Source organism: Psychrobacter sp. JCM 18903, assembly GCF_000586475.1.
In the GTDB taxonomy this organism is placed as follows: Bacteria; Pseudomonadota; Gammaproteobacteria; order Pseudomonadales; family Moraxellaceae; genus Psychrobacter.
Map to the genome: position 1 here is coordinate 39,821 of NZ_BAWJ01000001.1, position 18,320 is coordinate 58,140.

At 42.8% G+C, this 18,320-nt stretch carries 16 protein-coding genes, 1 other RNA gene and 4 pseudogenes; 13 read left to right on the forward strand and 8 right to left on the reverse strand.

What is annotated here, in order from left to right:
• Positions 1-14 precede the first annotated feature (14 nt).
• The 3 genes from TT12_RS00185 to adk all read left to right on the forward strand — a co-directional run bounded on the left by TT12_RS00185 (position 15) and on the right by adk (position 2,663).
• Entirely contained in the window at positions 15-509 is a 495-nt protein-coding gene (locus tag TT12_RS00185; RefSeq protein WP_413786957.1) for a cytochrome c-type biogenesis protein, read from the forward strand.
• Positions 506-1,786, forward strand: coding sequence for a c-type cytochrome biogenesis protein CcmI (gene ccmI / locus TT12_RS00190; RefSeq protein WP_045451166.1), 1,281 nt, complete (start codon positions 506-508; stop codon positions 1,784-1,786). The genes TT12_RS00185 and ccmI overlap by 4 nt, the downstream gene beginning before the upstream one ends.
• Positions 1,787-2,006: 220 nt before the next feature.
• On the forward strand, positions 2,007-2,663 hold the full coding sequence (gene adk / locus TT12_RS00195) for an adenylate kinase (RefSeq protein WP_045451169.1): 657 nt from the start codon (positions 2,007-2,009) through the stop codon (positions 2,661-2,663).
• A 240-nt stretch (positions 2,664-2,903) separates the two neighbouring features.
• Here adk and secB read toward each other — a convergent pair whose 3' ends face one another.
• The 4 genes and pseudogenes from secB to rsgA all read right to left on the reverse strand — a co-directional run bounded on the left by secB (position 2,904) and on the right by rsgA (position 5,837).
• Complete coding sequence (gene secB, locus TT12_RS00200) at positions 2,904-3,356, reverse strand: protein-export chaperone SecB (RefSeq protein ID WP_045446997.1); 453 nt, start codon at positions 3,354-3,356, stop codon at positions 2,904-2,906.
• A gap of 168 nt (positions 3,357-3,524) precedes the next feature.
• Positions 3,525-3,788 (reverse strand): glutaredoxin 3, encoded by a 264-nt coding sequence (gene grxC, locus TT12_RS00205; RefSeq protein ID WP_045446994.1) that lies wholly within the window; start codon positions 3,786-3,788, stop codon positions 3,525-3,527.
• Positions 3,789-4,156: 368 nt separating this feature from the next.
• Positions 4,157-4,561, reverse strand: a pseudogene (locus TT12_RS00210) (rhodanese-like domain-containing protein); the annotation flags it as partial.
• 121 nt (positions 4,562-4,682) lie between these two features.
• A complete protein-coding gene (rsgA, locus tag TT12_RS00215) occupies positions 4,683-5,837 on the reverse strand; it encodes a ribosome small subunit-dependent GTPase A (protein WP_045451172.1) in 1,155 nt (384 codons plus the stop codon).
• Positions 5,838-6,057: 220 nt separating this feature from the next.
• On the opposite strand from rsgA, the gene orn reads away from it, so the two are divergent.
• Entirely contained in the window at positions 6,058-6,645 is a 588-nt protein-coding gene (orn, locus tag TT12_RS00220) for an oligoribonuclease (protein ID WP_045446983.1), read from the forward strand.
• A 132-nt stretch (positions 6,646-6,777) separates the two neighbouring features.
• Here the strand turns inward: orn and TT12_RS00225 are convergent, their stop codons facing one another.
• Both TT12_RS00225 and TT12_RS00230 read right to left on the reverse strand, forming a co-directional pair.
• Positions 6,778-7,632, reverse strand: coding sequence for a UDP-2,3-diacylglucosamine diphosphatase (locus TT12_RS00225; RefSeq protein ID WP_045451175.1), 855 nt, complete (start codon positions 7,630-7,632; stop codon positions 6,778-6,780).
• Between the two features lie 115 nt (positions 7,633-7,747).
• On the reverse strand, positions 7,748-8,263 hold the full coding sequence (locus tag TT12_RS00230) for a peptidylprolyl isomerase (RefSeq protein ID WP_045451178.1): 516 nt from the start codon (positions 8,261-8,263) through the stop codon (positions 7,748-7,750).
• 273 nt (positions 8,264-8,536) lie between these two features.
• Between TT12_RS00230 and TT12_RS15910 the strand changes: the two genes are divergently transcribed.
• The 7 genes and pseudogenes from TT12_RS15910 (at position 8,537) to TT12_RS00255 (ending at position 14,228) form a co-directional block, all read left to right on the forward strand.
• Positions 8,537-8,707, forward strand: a complete 171-nt coding sequence (locus TT12_RS15910) for a glutamate--tRNA ligase family protein (RefSeq protein WP_243443184.1) — start codon at positions 8,537-8,539, stop codon at positions 8,705-8,707.
• The gene (gene glnS / locus TT12_RS00235) at positions 8,695-9,819 is read left to right on the forward strand and encodes a glutamine--tRNA ligase (RefSeq protein WP_279378769.1); all 1,125 of its coding nucleotides are present in this window, start codon (positions 8,695-8,697) and stop codon (positions 9,817-9,819) included. Before TT12_RS15910 ends, glnS begins: the two co-directional genes overlap by 13 nt.
• 55 nt (positions 9,820-9,874) lie before the next feature.
• Positions 9,875-10,273 carry a glutamine--tRNA ligase gene (locus TT12_RS18015; RefSeq protein ID WP_353511605.1) on the forward strand — a complete coding sequence of 133 codons (399 nt, stop codon included), beginning with the start codon at positions 9,875-9,877 and terminating at the stop codon, positions 10,271-10,273.
• A 145-nt stretch (positions 10,274-10,418) separates the two neighbouring features.
• Positions 10,419-11,179: pseudogene (locus TT12_RS00240) on the forward strand (phospholipase D family protein).
• Between the two features lie 240 nt (positions 11,180-11,419).
• A pseudogene (locus TT12_RS00245) lies at positions 11,420-12,057 on the forward strand (peroxiredoxin).
• Positions 12,058-12,291: 234 nt separating this feature from the next.
• Positions 12,292-12,954 carry a glutathione S-transferase family protein gene (locus tag TT12_RS00250; RefSeq protein WP_045451181.1) on the forward strand — a complete coding sequence of 221 codons (663 nt, stop codon included), beginning with the start codon at positions 12,292-12,294 and terminating at the stop codon, positions 12,952-12,954.
• 293 nt (positions 12,955-13,247) lie between these two features.
• On the forward strand, positions 13,248-14,228 hold the full coding sequence (locus tag TT12_RS00255) for an META domain-containing protein (protein ID WP_045451522.1): 981 nt from the start codon (positions 13,248-13,250) through the stop codon (positions 14,226-14,228).
• 130 nt (positions 14,229-14,358) lie between these two features.
• Here TT12_RS00255 and ruvC read toward each other — a convergent pair whose 3' ends face one another.
• Positions 14,359-14,943: a crossover junction endodeoxyribonuclease RuvC gene (gene ruvC / locus TT12_RS00260; protein ID WP_045446965.1), complete on the reverse strand. Its 585-nt coding sequence runs from the start codon at positions 14,941-14,943 to the stop codon at positions 14,359-14,361.
• A 254-nt stretch (positions 14,944-15,197) separates the two neighbouring features.
• Here ruvC and TT12_RS00265 point away from each other — a divergent pair, with 254 nt between their 5' ends.
• Positions 15,198-15,818, forward strand: coding sequence for an FxsA family protein (locus TT12_RS00265; RefSeq protein ID WP_045451184.1), 621 nt, complete (start codon positions 15,198-15,200; stop codon positions 15,816-15,818).
• Between the two features lie 141 nt (positions 15,819-15,959).
• On the opposite strand, the gene ssrS is transcribed toward TT12_RS00265, so the two are convergent.
• Positions 15,960-16,153: non-coding RNA, 6S RNA (gene ssrS, locus TT12_RS15000), on the reverse strand.
• 260 nt (positions 16,154-16,413) lie between these two features.
• On the opposite strand from ssrS, the pseudogene gpmI reads away from it, so the two are divergent.
• Positions 16,414-18,070: pseudogene (gene gpmI / locus TT12_RS00275) on the forward strand (2,3-bisphosphoglycerate-independent phosphoglycerate mutase).
• Positions 18,071-18,320: the final 250 nt, after the last annotated feature.

An 18,320-nucleotide genomic window follows, 5' to 3' on the forward strand; every position in this document is an offset into this window, starting at 1 on the left:
CTTGTCTAATAAGTATGGCAAGCTATGCTGCTATTGAGGTCTATGACTTTGATTCTGTGCAGCAAGAAGCCCAATATCGTGGTCTCATCGAAGAGCTGCGTTGCCCAAAATGTCAAAACCAAAATCTTGCAGGATCGGATGCGCCCATTGCTCAAGATCTAAAGCAAAAAACGTATGATTTGATAAAAGACGGTCGTAGTGATGGCGAGATTCGTGCTTATATGCAGGAACGTTATGGCGATTTCATCACTTATAAGCCGCCTGTCCGTCCATCAACGTGGATTTTGTGGTTTTTTCCACCACTATTACTCATCAGTTTACTCATAGGCTGGTTCTGGCAAAGCAAACGACGTCAGCTTGTCGCTAGTGGTAAAAGCGGGGTAACGGTCAATAGTACGGCTGCTGCTCTGTCTGCTGCTGAAAAAGCCGAGATTGATCGTCTGTTATCACGTGCTTCGAGCGATGACAAAAACGACCATGATATTACAAGCCTCAAGGACAAAAAATGACCATATTCTCTACTGTGGGCTTATTTATTGCTCTAAGCTTACTCATCGCCTTAATACTCGCTGTTATTACTATCATGCCTTGGCTGCGAGCATCACGCTCGCCAGAAAAGCCTCTGGACAATCAGCTGTTGGATATCAACGTTGCTGTGTTCCGTGAGCGTCTAACAGAACTGAAAACAGATAAAGATAATGGCACTATCGATGACAGCCATTACCAGAACCAAAAACTGGAGCTTGAACGCCAGTTATTGGATGCTCAGCGTGAAGTCACACCGATGGTCGCGCCTGGTATCAAAAGTCGATTGATCATTACTGTCTGGGTGCCTGTCTTGGCAGCGATGGCCTATTTGATGGTCGGCGATCGTACGCCTGTGTTCGAGCTTTGGGCAGCTGAAGACAAAGTGGGTCAAGTGGCTGATGACTTATTAACGGGTAAGATTGATCAGCCGCCTGCTTGGGCGATTGAAGATGGTCAACAGCTGATTAGTGCCATGCAGACCAATGTCTATCGTCACGCTGATGATCCAGATCGCTGGATGCGTTTATCAGAATTATTCTTATCATTAGAAGCGACGGATTCCGCAATTGAAGCCTTGTCGCGTGCTTATCGTTTGTCACCAGACAATGAAGAGATTGCAACCACTTATGCACAGATTAGTTTCTTTGCCAATAAAGGCCAATTAGACGCTAATAGTCGCCGAGTGCTACAAGACGTGTTGGCTAAAAATCCAGAGCATGAGGGCGCGCAAATGCTTATGGCAATGGGTGAGGCACGGAGTAGTAATTTTGATCAAGCACAAGGCTGGATTAAGCGTCTACGTGACAGTATTGCAGCTAAACCTGGTGATCATACCAAAGCATTGGCGAGTCTAGATGAGCTAAGTGCTAATGTCACCGCTCAGCAACAGCAAGCCTCTGAAGGTGTTGAAGTGACTGTTACGATTAATGCTAGCCTGCTGCCGTTAGTTAAAGCCGACGATGTGTTATTTGTCGCCATACGTGATGTCAATGGTGGACCACCATTTGCTGCCAAACGTTTGCCGATCAGTGTTATCAAGCAAGGTGAAGCCAGCATTAGCCTAAGCGATTTGGATGCCATGATGCCTGAACGTACTTTGAAATCGGCGAGAGCGGATAAAGTTCAGTTGGCTGTCATCGCTCGTATCAGCCATAGTGGTACTGCCAGTGCAGAGTCAGGGGATTTGTCAGGTAATCCTGTGGTGATTAGTGCGGAACAAAATCAGGTCAATGTTGAAATTAATCAACAAATTCCATAGTATTTATATCTGTTGTTGTCAGCACCTCTGATGTAAGCGCTGTTGTCCGATACAGCAGCGCGCAACAGCATTATATGAACAGATAAGTCATGACAACTTATCACTGCAAATAATGAAAATACTTGAGCTTTGCCAAGCCACAAGGTAAGGTAGCTTGGCAAACAACCAATCCCTGAGTTTTATTAGTCCCAAAATCCTATCTATTAAGGAGAATCGTGTAATGATGCGTATTATTTTGCTAGGTCCACCAGGCGCCGGTAAAGGTACCCAAGCCCAGTTTATTTCTAAAGAATATGATATCCCGCAGATCTCAACTGGCGATATGCTGCGTGCAGCGATCAAAGAAGGCAGCGAGCTTGGCAAAAAAGCCAAAGACATCATGAATGCTGGTGGTTTGGTTTCTGATGACCTCATTATTAACCTAGTGAAAGAACGTATCGCTAAGCCTGATTGTGCCAATGGTTGTATTTTGGATGGTTTTCCGCGTACGATTCCACAGGCTCAAGCACTTGCAGATGCTGACGTTGCTATCGATCATGTAATCGAAATTAGCGTGCCAGATGACGAGATTGTCAAGCGCTTATCTGGTCGTCGCCAACATCCTGGTTCAGGTCGCGTTTATCACGTTGATCACAATCCACCCAAGGTCGATGGTATCGACGATGTGACAGGTGAAGCGCTAATCCAGCGTGAAGATGATAAAGAATCTACCATTCGTGATCGTCTAGCGACTTATCATGAGCAAACATCAGCGCTTGTTGGTTTTTATCAAGACAAGGCCAAAGAAGGTGCCGATGCCCCTAATTATGATAAGTTTGATGGCACGCAAGGCATCGATGATGTTAAGCAACAAATCTTGTCAGCGTTAAAAGGCTAATCATCGATTTCGAATAATTGATGACGCGATTGAAGACCCTGTTTATTAGCAGGGTTTTTTATGTCTGATGGTTTTAACTGTCTGTCTTACAACATTACTAAGCAGAACTCTCATTGCCCAACGATTCTATTGAGTAAGCGCTTAAATAGCATTCACAAAAAAACCGCTCACTCGTAATGAGTAAACGGCTTTTTGATCAAAATATACTGCGAATAAAGCTAGCACATTTTTGCTTAAAACTTATGCATTACCTTCAGCATCAACTTGTGCTTGTTGCTGGCTTTGTGCGTAAGCTTGATCAAAGTTCACAGGCGCAAGCAATAACTGCGGGAAGCTACCACGCGTTACGATGTCGCTGATGACTTCACGAGCGTATGGGAACAAAACGTTCGGGCAGTATGCACCTAAGATTTGACCGATTTGGTCTTCTGGGATGTCTTTTAATAAGAAGATACCTGCTTGATGCACTTCAGCGATAAATGCCGCTTCTTCCGCATTTTTTGCTGTAACGCTCACCGTTAAGATGACTTGATAATGATCGTCATCGAGTTTTTCAGCATTGCTAGACAAATTGATATCAAGCTCTGGGTTCCACTCTTTGGTGAACACACTAGCGCCTGGGACTTCAAGTGACATGTCTTTTACGTAGATACGCTCTAGTGCCAATTGTGGTTGTGCTTGTTCTTCAGCCATGATAAATCCTCTAAAAGTTGATCAAATAGTTGGACAAACTGTCATTTTAATAAAAGTTCATTGTAATATAAATCGAGACAAAATCTGGATGTTTTTATTACTCTCTTTTATCTTTGCCGCTGTCTATCATTGCACAGGCAAAGACAGACAGCAACGAAAAGCAGCAGATTAACCTGCTAATAGCTCGTCAAGTTTGCCTTGTTGGTTCATTTGATTGAGCTCATCAAAACCACCGACAAAGGTCTCGCCGACGAAAATTTGCGGCACAGTGCGATAGTTATTGGTTTTTTTCATTAATTCTTGACGCTCTTCGCGGCTCATATCGTGCATGCCAATTTCTTCGTAGTCAACGCCTTTAGTTTTTAAGAGTTGTTTGGCGTTTGAGCAATATGGGCAGATAGGCGTCGTATAAACTTTAACAGCGACAGTCATGGTAAATCCTTATTTATAAGTTTAGAAGGTAATCGTTTTATTATAAAAAGTATTATAAATAATTATTTGATAAAAATTCTTATAATCCGTTACCAGCAAGTAAATTGAAGATAGATTCGGTGATGCTCGTTATTAAAGTGGGGATGAGCAGAGCAAATTCAAGATGTTTGAGTATAAAAGCTCTGACGGTAGCACAAATGCCACAAACAAAAAAACACCTATCGATAAGGTGTCTTTTTTATTTGTGAATATTCAATGCGCCTCAATCATATACCAATTGATACGGGCTAAATATTTTTTAAACAGCAGTATAGCGGACTACTTATGTAGACTTGGTTTGGCTTTGCTTTATTTTTAGGCTTTGCATCTTTTAACCCAACCAATGGCATGCCCGCTGCTTGCCAGCCGCCGATACCACCTTCTAAGCGATAGACACTGTCCTTGCCGATCATCTGAATCGCCGCGCCTGCTTGCACACCCATATCACAAATGATAATCACTGGCTGCTCAATTGCACGGATTTCTTCTAAGCGGTCTTTAAGCTCAGTGAACGGTATGTTACGGCTGCCTTGGATGTAACCGGTCTCAAACTTCTTTTTGGCACGAATATCGATTAGCTGCGCGTTTTGCGAGTTAACCATCATACCTAAGGTATTGGGCGATATTTTTCTGCCACTACGTTTGTTTTCAATCGTAAAAAATAGCACGGCAAGTACGGCTAATATACCAAATAAAAACGGGTGGTTGCCCACAAATTCCAGCGCACGATCCAAACCATACCTCCAAAAAAATAAGTGTTCGGTTAAGCTGAGAAGACAGCCTAACGATACTGAACAAGGCGCTATTATACCGATTAGACCATCCATAGTAAACGGGCGATGGTCAACCAAGCGATTAACGACCCATAAGGCAGCGATTAATAAGGCGTATACTAATAATGCCAATATTAATAGGCTTAGTATCGGCCTCTTCTCTTAGGGTAACGAGGTTTTCCACACGGCGCTGCAATACCACACCGTCAGCAACCGCTTGCCATAGTGCGCAGCCTTTGCTGTTGTGAGTATGACGACAATCACGGAACTGACAGTTGCCAGATAACGGTGCAAGCTCTACAAATCCTGAAATGATATCATCGGGTGTGAGATGCCAAATGCCGTACTCGCGTATACCTGGGGTATCGACGATACCGCCTTGGGTCAAGTCGGCTGGATTAAATGGTAATAAGCGACTGGTGGTGGTGGTGTGTTGACCAAGTTTTGAGTTATCAGAGATGATATTGACGCTTTGCGCCGACTCAGGTAGTAGTGCATTGATGAGACTGCTTTTACCGACACCAGATTGCCCCGCAAAAATCACCAGTTTTTTATCGATATAACGTTTTAATTCATCTAGCCCTTCTTGCTCATCGCTATCCGCGACGTTTTCAGGGCAATCGACTGAGGTGAGAACGCTCTCATAACCGAGAGAAGCATATTGTGCCAATAATTCTTTGGTATCGACGCCGTTTTCTTCTGCCAATAAATCGGCTTTATTAAGCACCAACAGCGGCTTTACGCCAGCATGATGACAGACGACCAAATAACGATCGATGAGGGTTGGCGCGGCAGCAGGTAGCGGCGCAAAGACAATGGCCAAAATATCGACATTGGCGGCGACAGGTTTAAGTTTATGATAACGATCAGGACGCGAGACCAGAGAGGTACGCGGCTTAACCGATTCAATACGTCCAAAGCCCGTGTTAGGATCGGCACTCCAGCGTACTTGGTCGCCAGCAGCTAGCATCGGTAAGTTAGTACGCACATGACAACGCCAAATATCGCCTAATGCCAGCTCTTGCCAAAACGGCTCAGGATCATCGGGGGCAATCTTCGGCTGCACAGGTATCACTGCAGGCAAGCTGGTCACTTGTACTTCTAGTTGCTTGCCATAGTGCGCCATGACCACGCCATCCATCAAACTGTCATCGATGCTGTCTTGGCTTGCCAGCTGTTGTTTGTCGATGCGACGAATCTGTTGTTTAGTCAGTTTGCGTTGCCGAATTAATGCCATGGGTTTTGAACCTATTAAAAAAATATTGCTAAGTGTAGCGTGAAAGTTTGATAACATACAGCCTAAAGCGCCTGCTGCAGACAGAGATTTTGTAACGTTTTAAGGGTTATAAATCAGTAGATGCAACGTTTTGCTACTTATGCATGAACATTAACAGGCGATTTATCTAATTAATATTGCTCCAAAGTTGTTCTAAACTTTATTGACCATAGGATATTTTATGAGTACCGGTGACCACCCCAACAAGATTAAAATCAGAAACCAAGGCAAAAAAGGGCTGGTATGGATTGACCTAGAAATGACCGGGCTGGATACCTTGAATGACGAGATTATCGAGATTGCTACCGTTGTCACTGATGAAGATTTGAATGTCCTTGCCGAAGGGCCAGTGTTCGCTATAAAAGTATCGGATCAAACGTTAAATAAAATGGATGATTGGAATACCAAGCAGCATGGTCAGTCAGGATTGGTCGACCGTGTCCGCCGTAGTACCGTGACATTGGCAGAGGCCGAAGCTGAAACCATTAAGTTTCTCAATAAATGGGTCGATAGTGGTAAGTCGCCAATGTGTGGCAATTCCATCTGTCAAGATCGCCGCTTTATGGCGCGTCAAATGCCGGAATTAGAAAAATTCTTCCATTATCGCAATCTGGATGTGTCGTCAATTAAAGAGCTTTGTTTCCGCTGGCGTCCTGATATTCTCAGAAACTTTGAAAAAGGTGGCAGTCACTTAGCGTTAGATGACATTCGTGATTCTATTCGTGAATTGAAGCATTATCGCCAACATTTCTTTAAATTAATACCGTAAAGTAAGAGTTGAGCGATCAATAGTTTGACATTTAAATTCGCTTCAATCATGCAGTGTAATTTAAAGAAAAAAGGTCTGTTGATAATTCAATAGACCTTTTTTATTGTTCAGAGGCGCTCAAAAAAAATGACATTAAATGAGCGATTTAAACTCAATCAATCTAAATTCAGCAGCATTACTACTAAAACTGTCATTTGAATGCTCGTCGCCTGTGACTGCGCCAATCACCGCACTTACTTTTGGCTGGCGTGTATTGCTATCGAGCAATCGCCAGTCACCAAGTACATAGCGAGTTTTACCCTCATTACTTTGGTGGATTTCAGGACGATGGGTATGACCATGTAGTAGGGCATCAAAGCGATAAATAGCTTTGTTCACTGCTGCTTCATTAACATCCATGATATACGCCGCTTTATTGGCATTATTCTGCTGGCTTTTTTGCCGCATTTTATCGGCGATAGCCAAGCGTTTTTCTAATGATTTATTGAGCAAATACCACTGAGTCAAACGATTACGCATGATTTTACGAAAAAACTGATACTTTTTATCATCAGTACACAAAGCATCACCGTGCTCTAGACGATAATTTTGCTGACCGACAGTCAAAGTATACGGCTCGTAAATAAGCTCGCCACCAAATAGATTGCAGAATGGCTGACCTAACAAAAAATCACGGTTGCCATGCATGACCAAAATCTCGCAGCCAGCTATGCGCAGTTTTTTTAATTTAACGATAAGCGGAGTGAGCCAATGACTTTGTCGTTCCTCGTCGGATAAAGACAAATAAAAATCATCACCGAGCCAAACTTCAAACCAATCACCTAAGATAAACAAGCGTTTGAGCGCAGGCAGAGCAAGGCAATCATCAAGCAGCGCCAAAAAAGCCTGCGCTAAGGCAGGCTCTTCAGGCGATAAATGCAAATCGCTAATCAATACTTGCCGCACCTCATGAGGGCGGGTGGTAATTAGGTGGTCAAAACTTTGCATTTATCCTTATCCTCGTAATTTTAAACAGCAACGACTCATAAGCTTTTACAGACTCATCGCTACTGAGTAATAACTATTGAAGAATGATTACTGAGAGACAGTTATTTAGTAGCAGTTACTTAGTGATAATAGTCGCTGAGTTGATAACCACTGGCTCTTTTGGCACATCAGCATGCATGCCGAAACGACCAGTAGGTACGCCGCGCATTTTTTCGATGACATCCATACCGCTTGTTACTTTACCAAATACGGTGTAGCCCCAACCTTGCATGTTTTTGCCAGAATGGTTTAGGAAATCGTTGTCTTTTACGTTAACGAAAAACTGACTGGTTGCTGAATGCGGATCTTGCGTACGCGCCATCGCAATCGTACCAGCGTCGTTTTTTAGACCGTTGTCTGCTTCGTTTTCAACAGGGGCATTGGTCGATTTTTCATTCATTTCAGCGTCCATTCCGCCGCCTTGAATCATAAAGCCGTCAATGATGCGATGGAAAATCGTACCGTCATAATGACCAGATTTTACATAGTTTAAAAAGTTTTCAACGGTTTTTGGTGCTTTTTCTTCATTGAGTTCGATAACGATCGCACCCATATTGGTGTCTAGTTCTACTACTGGTGGCATGTCTACCATGTGATATTCCTCTTTGATTGCAGCGCCTAAAATGACGCTGTTAAGTGGTGGCTAAAAAGTTGGTGATTAAAAAGTTATGGCTAGTCTAACGGCTTTTTTATCTCGTGTCATGTATCAGGCTGTTAATGCGTTCGCAAAAGCTGATAGAATAACGCAACTTTAGCTTTTTATTATCATTTTTAATAACTTGTTTTTAATGATTTGGTTTGAATTTTCCATGCTGCGTGATGGCACGTAGCATGAACTGACAATTTGCGTTAGGAGCAATGCCCGATGAGTGAGCACTCAAGCAACAATGCACAAAAAGACGAACAAAAAAACGATTTTATTCGCAATATCATTCGTGACGATGTCAAGGCACAAAAATACCCACAAATCGTGACGCGTTTTCCGCCAGAGCCAAACGGTTACTTGCACTTGGGGCACGTAAAATCTATCTGCTAAACTTTGGCGTGGCCGAAGAGTTTGGTGGTGTTTGTAACCTGCGTTTTGATGACACCAACCCAACCGCAGAAAAGCAAGACTTCATCGACAATATCGAAAATGATGTCAAATGGCTTGGATTTGAGTGGGCAGGAGAGGCGCACCATGCGTCAGGCTACTTTGACCAGCTTCATGCTTGGGCGATTCAGCTTATCAAACAAGGCGACGCTTATGTAGATTTGCAATCGCCTGAGCAAATTAAAGAAAACCGTGGCTCATTCAATGAGGCAGGCACAGCATCACCACATCGTTCTGCCAGTGTTGAAGAAAACTTGTCCCTCTTTAATGACATGAAAGAAGGTAAGTTTGCAGAAGGTAAAGCCGTGTTGCGCGCCAAGATTGATATGGCAAGCCCAAACATGAATATGCGTGACCCCGTTATCTACCGCGTCATGCATCAAGCGCATCACCAAACGGGTGATAAATGGTGCATTTATCCGATGTATGATTTTGCCCATCCGCTCTCTGATGCACTCGAAGGCATTACCCATTCATTGTGTACGCTAGAGTTTGAAGATCATCGTCCATTTTATGATTGGGTCATTGACAAAATTGGCTTTGATGTACCACCGCACCAGTATGAATTTAGCCGCTTAAATGTCGATCATACCTTGACCAGCAAGCGTAAGCTTAAACAGTTGGTTGACGAAAATATCGTTAGTGGTTGGGATGATCCGCGTATGCCGACGATCGCTGGCATGCGTCGCCGTGGTTACACACCAGAGGGTTTACGTGATTTCTGTGAGCGTGTTGGTGTAACCAAAGTAGACAGCGTCGTTGACTTTCGCTTATTAGAATTTAGTATTCGCCAATCATTAGAGACGACCACAGGTCGTGGTATGGCAGTGCTTAAGCCATTAAAAGTGACCATTACCAACTTTGCCGAAGCGGTCAGCAGTTGGGAATCGCAAAAAGCGGACAGCGTCAACGCTCGCTTTGATGATGCTTCGCAAACCTTATGGCTCACGCAGCCAAAACATCCTAATGTCGACATGGGTGAGCGTGAGATTCCATTCACTGAGACTCTCTATATCGATCAAGGCGATTACGAGATAGAGCCGCCAGCAGTATAAGCGTCTATCACCAGAAAAGCCAGAAATTCGTCTGCGTAACACCTATGTGTTGGCAGTGACCGAACATGTGCTAGATGACGCAGGTAATGTCGTTGAACTAAAAGCGACGATTGATCCGGCGACTTTGGGTCAAAATCCTGAAGGTCGTAAGGTTAAAGGCGTGATTCATTGGGTATCAGCTAGCCAAGGCATCCCAGCAACAGTGCGCATGTATGAGCAGTTATTTAGTGTCGAAGACCCAAGTGGCGTCGCTGACGTCCACCAAGCATTGAATCCTAACTCGTTGACTGAACTCAATGCCGTGGTTGAACCTTCATTGGTGAATGCGGACGCTGGCACACGTTTCCAGTTTGAGCGTGAAGGTTACTTTATCTCTGATAGCGAAGACCATAGCACTGACAAACCAGTCTTTAACCAAATCGTCAGCTTGCGTGACAGCTATAAGCCAGCTTAATTTATCACTATTAGCGGCATTAGCGCTTATTTGAAAAACTACTGAACAATAGTGGTTTGCAAGCTTGCCCATTTCTAGTACGCTAGGGATGGGCTTTTTTGTGCATGATTATAAAGTGATTGATCGTAAGATTGAGGAAATAATAATGGCAAAATTTTTAAACAGCAGTGGCACGACTTACCATTTAGAAGAATTGATTAAAAATGCGTCTGATAGGTTGATTATCATCAGTACCTATCTGAAGCTGAATGAACGTATTAAAGAGTTGCTAGAAGATCGTAATCGTCTCAAAATTGATATTAGAATCGTTTATGGCAAGAATGATTTGCACCCAGAAGAGATAAACTGGCTTAAAAACCTGACCTTTATTCGCACCAGCTTTTGCAAAAACTTGCATGCAAAGTGTTATCTGAATGAAAACGAATGCATTATTACCAGTTTGAACCTTTATGAGTTTAGCCAAGTCAACAATAATGAAATGGGCGTGCTGATTTATCGTAATGAAGATGCCAAACTATATGCCGATACTTATGAGGAGGCACAGCGCATTATTCGTATCAGCGATGAAGTGCGCATGTCGCTTGAAAAAGTGACCGAATCTGATGGTAGGACTGATAATACTGCTACTGCCAGTTATACAATGCCCAGCAATAATGCTAATACAACGGTCGCACCTACTGCTACAGAAGCGGCAACGCTAATTACTCTAAATTAACGACGGCGAAACTTGCCAAAGAGCTGGGTTTTAAGACCCAAGAGTTAAATGATAAGTTACTTGCAGCGGGATATTTACAAGAGCAAGAAGGTGAGCTTACATTAACAGATGCTGGGCGTGCAGCAGGTGGTACTAGTAAAAAAGGTAAATTCGGTGATTTTTGTTTGTGGGATTCTGGGATGGTGATCTGATTCATTCGTTAAGTGTATGCTAAATTACTTAGTAATAAACAGAATAACCGCATTACAATCCTTCACAAGGCAGTCATAACCAGTTTGCTAAGATAAAATAGAATTTTTGCTGACGTGCTTTGAGTTATTGTGTAATATCTGACAGGGCACGTTGATAATAAGAAGTACGTTGATAATAATAGAGCACGCGAATATCTTTGGATATTAGTGCTCATCACTAACATAGCTAAGGAATTGAGCATGGCACATTTACGTTTAGGCGATACCGCACCGAATTTTGACGCTGCAACCACGGAAGGTGACATCAACTTTCACGAGTGGGCAGGCGATAATTGGGTGGTTTTTTTCTCCCATCCAGCTGATTTTACGCCAGTATGTACCACTGAGCTTGGCCGTGCTGCGGCACTGAATGGCGAATTTCAAAAGCGTGGTGTCAAGCCAATTTGTATCTCTGTTGATGGTATCGATGACCATCATGCGTGGGCCAAAGACATTGGTGAGACTCAGGTACTGAGCTAAATTTTCCAATCATTGCTGATCCGAACAAAGAAGTCGCTGAGCTGTATGACATGATGCATCCCAATGCAGACAGCACGCATACGGTACGCAGTGTGTTCATTATTGATCCAAACAAAAAAATTCGTCTAACGCTGACCTATCCTGCTAGCTGTGGTCGTAATTTTGACGAGATTATCCGTGTCATTGATGCTCTGCAACTGTCTGATGAATATAATATTGCGACGCCAGTTGACTGGAAAGACGGTGATGATGTCATCATTCCACCAAGTGTCAAAAACGAAGATATTGCGGCTAAATACCCTAAAGGTTATACAGAAATTAAGCCTTATTTACGTACCACGCCTGCACCCAATAAATAAGTAGCATGATTGGATGAATGAAATTAAGCCTCATGACGTAACGTTGTGGGGCTTTTTGTTGTTTAGTATCTGATCAAAAAAGCAAGCCTAATAAGGCTTTGCTATGATGAGCAGAGTAGGATATAACTGTTGTATAAAGGATGGTCAGTCTTCATTTATCATCAACAGCGTAATAACCATAATAAAACCAGATAGCGTTGAGTCGCTTTTGTCCAATCTTACAAGGAGTTTGCCATGAAAAAACTATACGTCACCCGTACCGCGCCCAATCCACGTAAAGCCCTTATTTTGTTAGCATCAAAAGGCATCGATGTCGATGATATGGATGATGTGGACGTGATTGACATTGATTTTGCTGCCAATGAGCAAACGTCAGACGAGTTCACCAAAATAAATCCAATGCAGACCGTGCCAGTTCTCATACTAGGGGATGGCACGGTACTCAATGATTCGCAGGCTGTATGTGAGTATCTCGACCGTGTCTATGGTGAGCGTTCGGTGATGGGTAATGATGTGATACAACGTGCGCAAGTGTGCGCTATGCGCCGCATTGCTGAGTTTGAGGTATTGTATAACTTTATGCTGGCTTTTCAGCACAGCCATCCGTCCAAAGCCCAACGCGTTGAGCAAGTCCCAGAGTTTGTCGCGCCATCTGTTGCACGAGCTGTTAAAGCTCTTGCTTATTTTGAAAATATTTTAGAAGGTCGTGAGTATTTGGTCGGTGAACAATTAAGCTTTGCTGATATCGTCCTATATCTCGGTTTGGATTTTGGTAAAGTCCTTAACGTAAATCCGAACGAGCAGGGCGAAAATCTTGCGCGTTTTTATCAAATGATGAATGAGCGTTTTAGTATTAAAAATATGGCAAAAGCCAAAATTGCTCATACAAACGAGTAAGCCTAGCGCGAAAAATTAAAAATGTGACATCATTGATGGTCTTGAATAATTGATGAAATTTCCAATTATCTGAGACCATTGATTTTTTATGGTACCTTTAAATATTAAAATAGCAGTTACGATGAATCCATAAAAATAAACACTTTGTTACAACCATGGTAATCAACGGCGCTATAGTGGTGAATTGTGACGCTTTATTAAAGTGGATATCATCAGCCCTTATTGTTAAATATTTAACCTGATTTTTTAAATACTTTGACTTAAAAAAGGGATAACCACAAGGTATGACTGCTATGACCTCATCTGTTAAAAAATGGCCAATTCGATTCACTTTACTACCAAGTTTGTTGGCACTAAGCTTGGCATTAAGTGCTTGCCAAGATGCCTCTTTGCCCAATGAAAGTGAGGTACAAGAAGGCACTCAGAAAAGCGCTGATGCAATAAATGATGATGGCATAGATATGAATGCCGATGCAGTAACGGATGATACTCAGATGGATAACATGAGCGATGAAGAGAAAATGATTGCCAATCTTTCACGTTATCGTTGGACATTGCTGTCTGTAATGGACAAAGGCGCACAGCCATTAAATATGCTGACGGATATTAAAGACCAAGTGCGTTTGTCTTTTAATCAATACCAAGGTGAGAATACGTTAAGTTATAGCGTTGGTTGTAATACCATGAGCGCCGGCTACCAATTGCAAGGTCACACTTTGACTATTGAAGAGGGTATGAGTACGAAAATGTCTTGTGGTGAGCTCGATAAGGCTGAAAATAGTTTAAGTCAGCTGATGCAAGGTGAAAGCCAGTTAACATTAGTGAAAGCTAACAGTGCCAAAGATGGCGACGCTAAAGACAACAACTCTCAGGATGATAGTCTTAAGAGTGATAAGCCAATATTAACCCAAGTGACCAGTGTCGGAGCAACGTTGATTTGGGAAGGCAGGCTTACCTCACAAGCCAAGTATAATAGTAAAGGTGAGACCGTATTCTGGGCAGTAAGCTCGAAAATGATACCTTGCACTGATAATGGCTCAGAGATGTGTCTACAAGTGAAACCCATTACCTATGATGACCAAGGTATTAAAACGAGCGAAGGCAAGTGGGCAGTCTTTACGGATGAAATCGATGGCTATCAGCATGATGGCATGCATGATGAAGTATTACGTCTACAGCGCTACCCATTAGACAGTGACGATAGCAATAGTACAGAAGGCGAAGAATATGCTTATGTGTTGGATGCAGTGATTGAAAGTGCCGTCGCAGAGTAGTCGGTTTAAGCCGTTGCATTTTTATAGTAAAGCGATTTTATAGCAAAACGATAGTGTAAATAACTTAGACAGTTCGAAAAACACGCGCTATTTAGACGCGTGTTTTTTTATGCTTGTTTTATAAGCGTTCTTAACGCAAATTGCCTAGATCTTCTTCTGTCAAACGCCAGCGACCTTTTTTCTTAGACGCACCGCGCCCACGCATGGCGCTGTTTAATATTAATTTATTCATGGAATGGCTTGAATGCGCATGACAGATGGCGCAGGCAAGACCATCGGCGGCATCTTGCTGTGGCACGACATCCAAAGATAGTATGCGGCAGACCATCTCTTGCACTTGCTCTTTGGCCGCTGCACCATAACCGCAAACGGCTTGCTTAATCTGGCGTGCAGTATATTCTGATACTTCTAAGTCTAGAGCAACCATAGCGGCAATAGCAGCACCTCGCGCTTGCCCAAGTTTCAACGCTGAGTCAGGGTTTTCTGCCATAAACACTTGCTCAATGGCAGTATAGATAGGCTCATCAGCATATTTCAAATGATGCTGTGTGATGCGCGTTAAGCCATTAAAGATGCGCTTTAGACGTTCAGGCATCTCTTTGGTGTCGGTACGTATGGTACCTGCATCGATATAGGTGAGTTTGTCGCCCGTCTGTTGGACGATGCCATAACCGGTCATGCGCGAACCAGGATCAATTCCAATAATAATTGCCATAATATCCCATCTTGCTTACATTTTATTTTCAATCCTATATAAGTTGGATACGGTGTCAGACTCGCTCAGCCTACTACTCGTAGTACCTTTACTCATCTTCCTTGTATCCAAATTATATTGTACCGACTATATGGCTTAAAAATCAGCCTTAAGTTTGATAGTATAGCAATCAATCCCCATATACATCATATGTTAGCCATCTTAATTTGCATGGCGCTCAATTTATTGGTTTTTATTTTATAGGACGACACTTTATGGGTCAGATAGTTGGTATTGCCATTGTTTGGTTTATTATCGAAATGCTACTTTGGTATTTGCTTGCTCAGTTTATGAGTGGTTGGTGGGTATTTATGTGGTTTATTATCGCCGCAGTCATCGGTATCTCCCTCTTGCGTAAAGGGATGGCTGCCCTCAATCCAATGGCGCAGCAAATGAAAGCAGGTGGCCTGATGAACCCATCGATGCGTCCGCAAGAATCAACCATGATGAAAAGTGTGGCCATGGCAGCGGCTGGTATTTTGCTACTCATTCCAGGTGTGCTGAGCGATTTACTCGCATTATTGGTGATATTGCCACCCGTGCAAAAGAAGCTCAAAGACTTTGCTAATAATTATGTCATGAATAATCAGCAAAAAATGATGGAAATGATGGCCAAGCAAATGGGTGGACAGATGGGCGGCGGACAAAATCCGTTTGGTGGCATGGGTGGTCAAAACCCATTCGGCGGCGCAGGTGGTATGAATAATCAAAATCCATTCGGTCAACAACAAAACCCGTTTGGTGATGGGTTTAAACAGCATACAACGATTGATGGGACAGCAAAAACCATTCCCAAGGATGTGAAAAAAATCACCAAATCTGCTAATGATGAATAGTTAAATTAATAGGCAAGCATAAGAAAAGCCCCTTTCATCAATGATAAAAGGGGGCTTTTTAATGGTTATTACTAAGTCTTTATGAAATGGTAGATTATAAGTGAACCTACCAAATATTATTAGAATAATAATTAACTGAATAGAACAACCGAAGTGCCGCTGTAAGATGGTGACCCATGAACCGTGAAGTTCAGCGGATGCGTCACTGCCTCTGCAGGTTTCCTGATACACCGCAAGCGATGCAGGCATACACAATGAAGCAATAGGTACCACATCCTGGTAAAGCATTATCGGCTCAGGGAATAAACATCTACTAGCCAACACTTCAGAATATAATTATCTTAACGAATGGTTTGAATGATTGCAAGTATGATTTACAGATTGATACGTAGATTTAGAGAGTGGCATTATTGCTATTAAGTTTTAACCGCCTTTTCTACTGTATAAATGTGCTTTAAATAAGTATGCTTTAACGCTTAAGAGTGGGCGTAAAATGACGATTTTTCAGCTATTTTAAGATGTGTGTTAATATAGAGGGCTTTAAACATCCTAATATAGCATTATAGGCGTTCATTCACTTGAGGAGCGGTAATCCATGACCAATACCCAGCAACAATCAGCATTTATCGATGATAATCAGGCTCAGCTCAATAGTAAGCAGGATGGCGATCAAAATAAAAAAGTGCCGCATGTCTTAATGATATTAGATGGTTTTGGGCATCGTGAAGACGATAAGGATAATGCGATTGCTGCCGCCAATATGCCAAATTTGGATAGGATTTATCAGCAATATCCGCATGGATTGATATCTGCTTCTGGAGAAGACGTTGGTTTGCCAGATGGGCAGTTTGGCAATTCAGAAGTTGGGCACATGAACTTAGGTGCGGGTCGCGTTCTGTATCAAGATTCGACTCGTATCTCAAGTGAAGTGGCCAATCGTGAGTTTTATAAAAACGAAGCTTTAGTCAAGGCGGTTAAAGCCGCGAACGAGTTGGGTGGTAACGTCCATATCATGGGTTTGCTGTCAGATGGTGGTGTACATTCGCATCAAGATCACATCGAAGCAATGTGCCACTCGGCGTTAGTGCACGGCGCCAAAAATGTCTTTGTACATTGCTTCTTGGATGGACGCGACACCCCACCTAAATCGGCGGATAAGTATATTAATCGTCTGCGGGACCATATCAATAAGCTTAATGCTCATTATGAAGGCGGCCGCGTACAGATTGCCAGTATCATTGGGCGCTATTATGCAATGGATCGTGACAATCGCTGGGATCGCGTCCAAAAAGCCTATGAGCTTATCACTGAAGGTAAAGCCGATCGTCTGTCTACGCGTGCAGATGGCGCAGTACAAGCTGCTTATAAGGCACGCGAAACCGATGAGTTTATCAATCCAACGGTAGTGATTGGCCGTGATGAAGTGCCATATACCGTTGATGACAATGACGCGCTTATCTTTATGAATTTCCGTGCTGACCGTGCCCGTGAGTTGGCGCAAGCTTTTGTCTTGCCAGATCATGAGTTTTCAGGGTTTGCCCGCAATAAGCAGCCAAAACTTGCGGCATTTGTGATGCTGACCAAATATTCTGATGTTTTAGCAGACAATCCAAAAACTAGCGTTGCTATTATCCTACGTCGTTGACCAATACGCTTGGCGAGTATTTGCAAGACAATGGTAAAACTCAGCTGCGTATCGCTGAAACTGAAAAATACGCACATGTGACGTTTTTCTTTAGCGGTGGTCGTGAAGAAGAGTATGAGGGTGAAACACGTATTCTCGTACCCTCTCCAGATGTGGCGACTTATGATCTGAAACCAGAGATGAGTGCGCCTGAAGTGACCGATAAATTAGTGGCTGCCATTGAATCAGGCAAATATGACGTGTTAATTGTCAACTATGCCAATGGTGATATGGTAGGTCATACAGGGATTTTTGATGCGGCTGTAAAAGCAGTAGAGGCACTAGATGTTTGTGTTGGCCGTATTGAGTCAGCAGTACGCGCTGCTGGCGGTGATATGCTTATCACAGCAGATCATGGCAACTGTGAGCAGATGCAAGATTACGAAAGCGGTCAAGTACATACTCAACATACCACTGAACATGTGCCACTCATTTATGTGGGTGAGAAAAACTTACAAGTACGTAGTCGTGGTAAGTTGAGCGATGTCGCACCAACTATTTTGGCGCTGATGGATATTGAGCAGCTACTGAAATGACGGGTGAAAGCTTACTGGTTCCAGCGTTGTAAGTTGGGCATTTAATACTATTAAATTGACAACTTACTAGCGTTGTTAGAACTAATAGAAAGAGGAGAGATATTTATTGTCTCTCCTTTTTTTGATCTGTTTTTTAAGAGATATTTATCTTTAAATGTTTGGATAGTAAGGAAAATAAGCGCAAGCATGATATTTCGCCTGCTAAACAAACTTGACACCGCTACTCATCATTTGATGAAATCATATTAGTTATCGTGAATGTTACTTGCAATACTCTCCTAG

Excerpts from the sequence above, each read along its gene's own strand:
- TT12_RS00185 (WP_413786957.1), top strand. The coding sequence starts at position 15 with ATGGCAAGCTATGCTGCTATTGAGGTCTATGACTTTGATTCTGTGCAG.
- ccmI (WP_045451166.1), top strand. The coding sequence starts at position 506 with ATGACCATATTCTCTACTGTGGGCTTATTTATTGCTCTAAGCTTACTC.
- adk (WP_045451169.1), top strand. The coding sequence starts at position 2,007 with ATGATGCGTATTATTTTGCTAGGTCCACCAGGCGCCGGTAAAGGTACC.
- secB (WP_045446997.1), bottom strand. The coding sequence starts at position 3,356 with ATGGCTGAAGAACAAGCACAACCACAATTGGCACTAGAGCGTATCTAC.
- grxC (WP_045446994.1), bottom strand. The coding sequence starts at position 3,788 with ATGACTGTCGCTGTTAAAGTTTATACGACGCCTATCTGCCCATATTGC.
- rsgA (WP_045451172.1), bottom strand. The coding sequence starts at position 5,837 with ATGGCATTAATTCGGCAACGCAAACTGACTAAACAACAGATTCGTCGC.
- orn (WP_045446983.1), top strand. The coding sequence starts at position 6,058 with ATGAGTACCGGTGACCACCCCAACAAGATTAAAATCAGAAACCAAGGC.
- TT12_RS00225 (WP_045451175.1), bottom strand. The coding sequence starts at position 7,632 with ATGCAAAGTTTTGACCACCTAATTACCACCCGCCCTCATGAGGTGCGG.
- TT12_RS00230 (WP_045451178.1), bottom strand. The coding sequence starts at position 8,263 with ATGGTAGACATGCCACCAGTAGTAGAACTAGACACCAATATGGGTGCG.
- TT12_RS15910 (WP_243443184.1), top strand. The coding sequence starts at position 8,537 with ATGAGTGAGCACTCAAGCAACAATGCACAAAAAGACGAACAAAAAAAC.
- TT12_RS00250 (WP_045451181.1), top strand. The coding sequence starts at position 12,292 with ATGAAAAAACTATACGTCACCCGTACCGCGCCCAATCCACGTAAAGCC.
- TT12_RS00255 (WP_045451522.1), top strand. The coding sequence starts at position 13,248 with ATGACCTCATCTGTTAAAAAATGGCCAATTCGATTCACTTTACTACCA.
- ruvC (WP_045446965.1), bottom strand. The coding sequence starts at position 14,943 with ATGGCAATTATTATTGGAATTGATCCTGGTTCGCGCATGACCGGTTAT.
- TT12_RS00265 (WP_045451184.1), top strand. The coding sequence starts at position 15,198 with ATGGGTCAGATAGTTGGTATTGCCATTGTTTGGTTTATTATCGAAATG.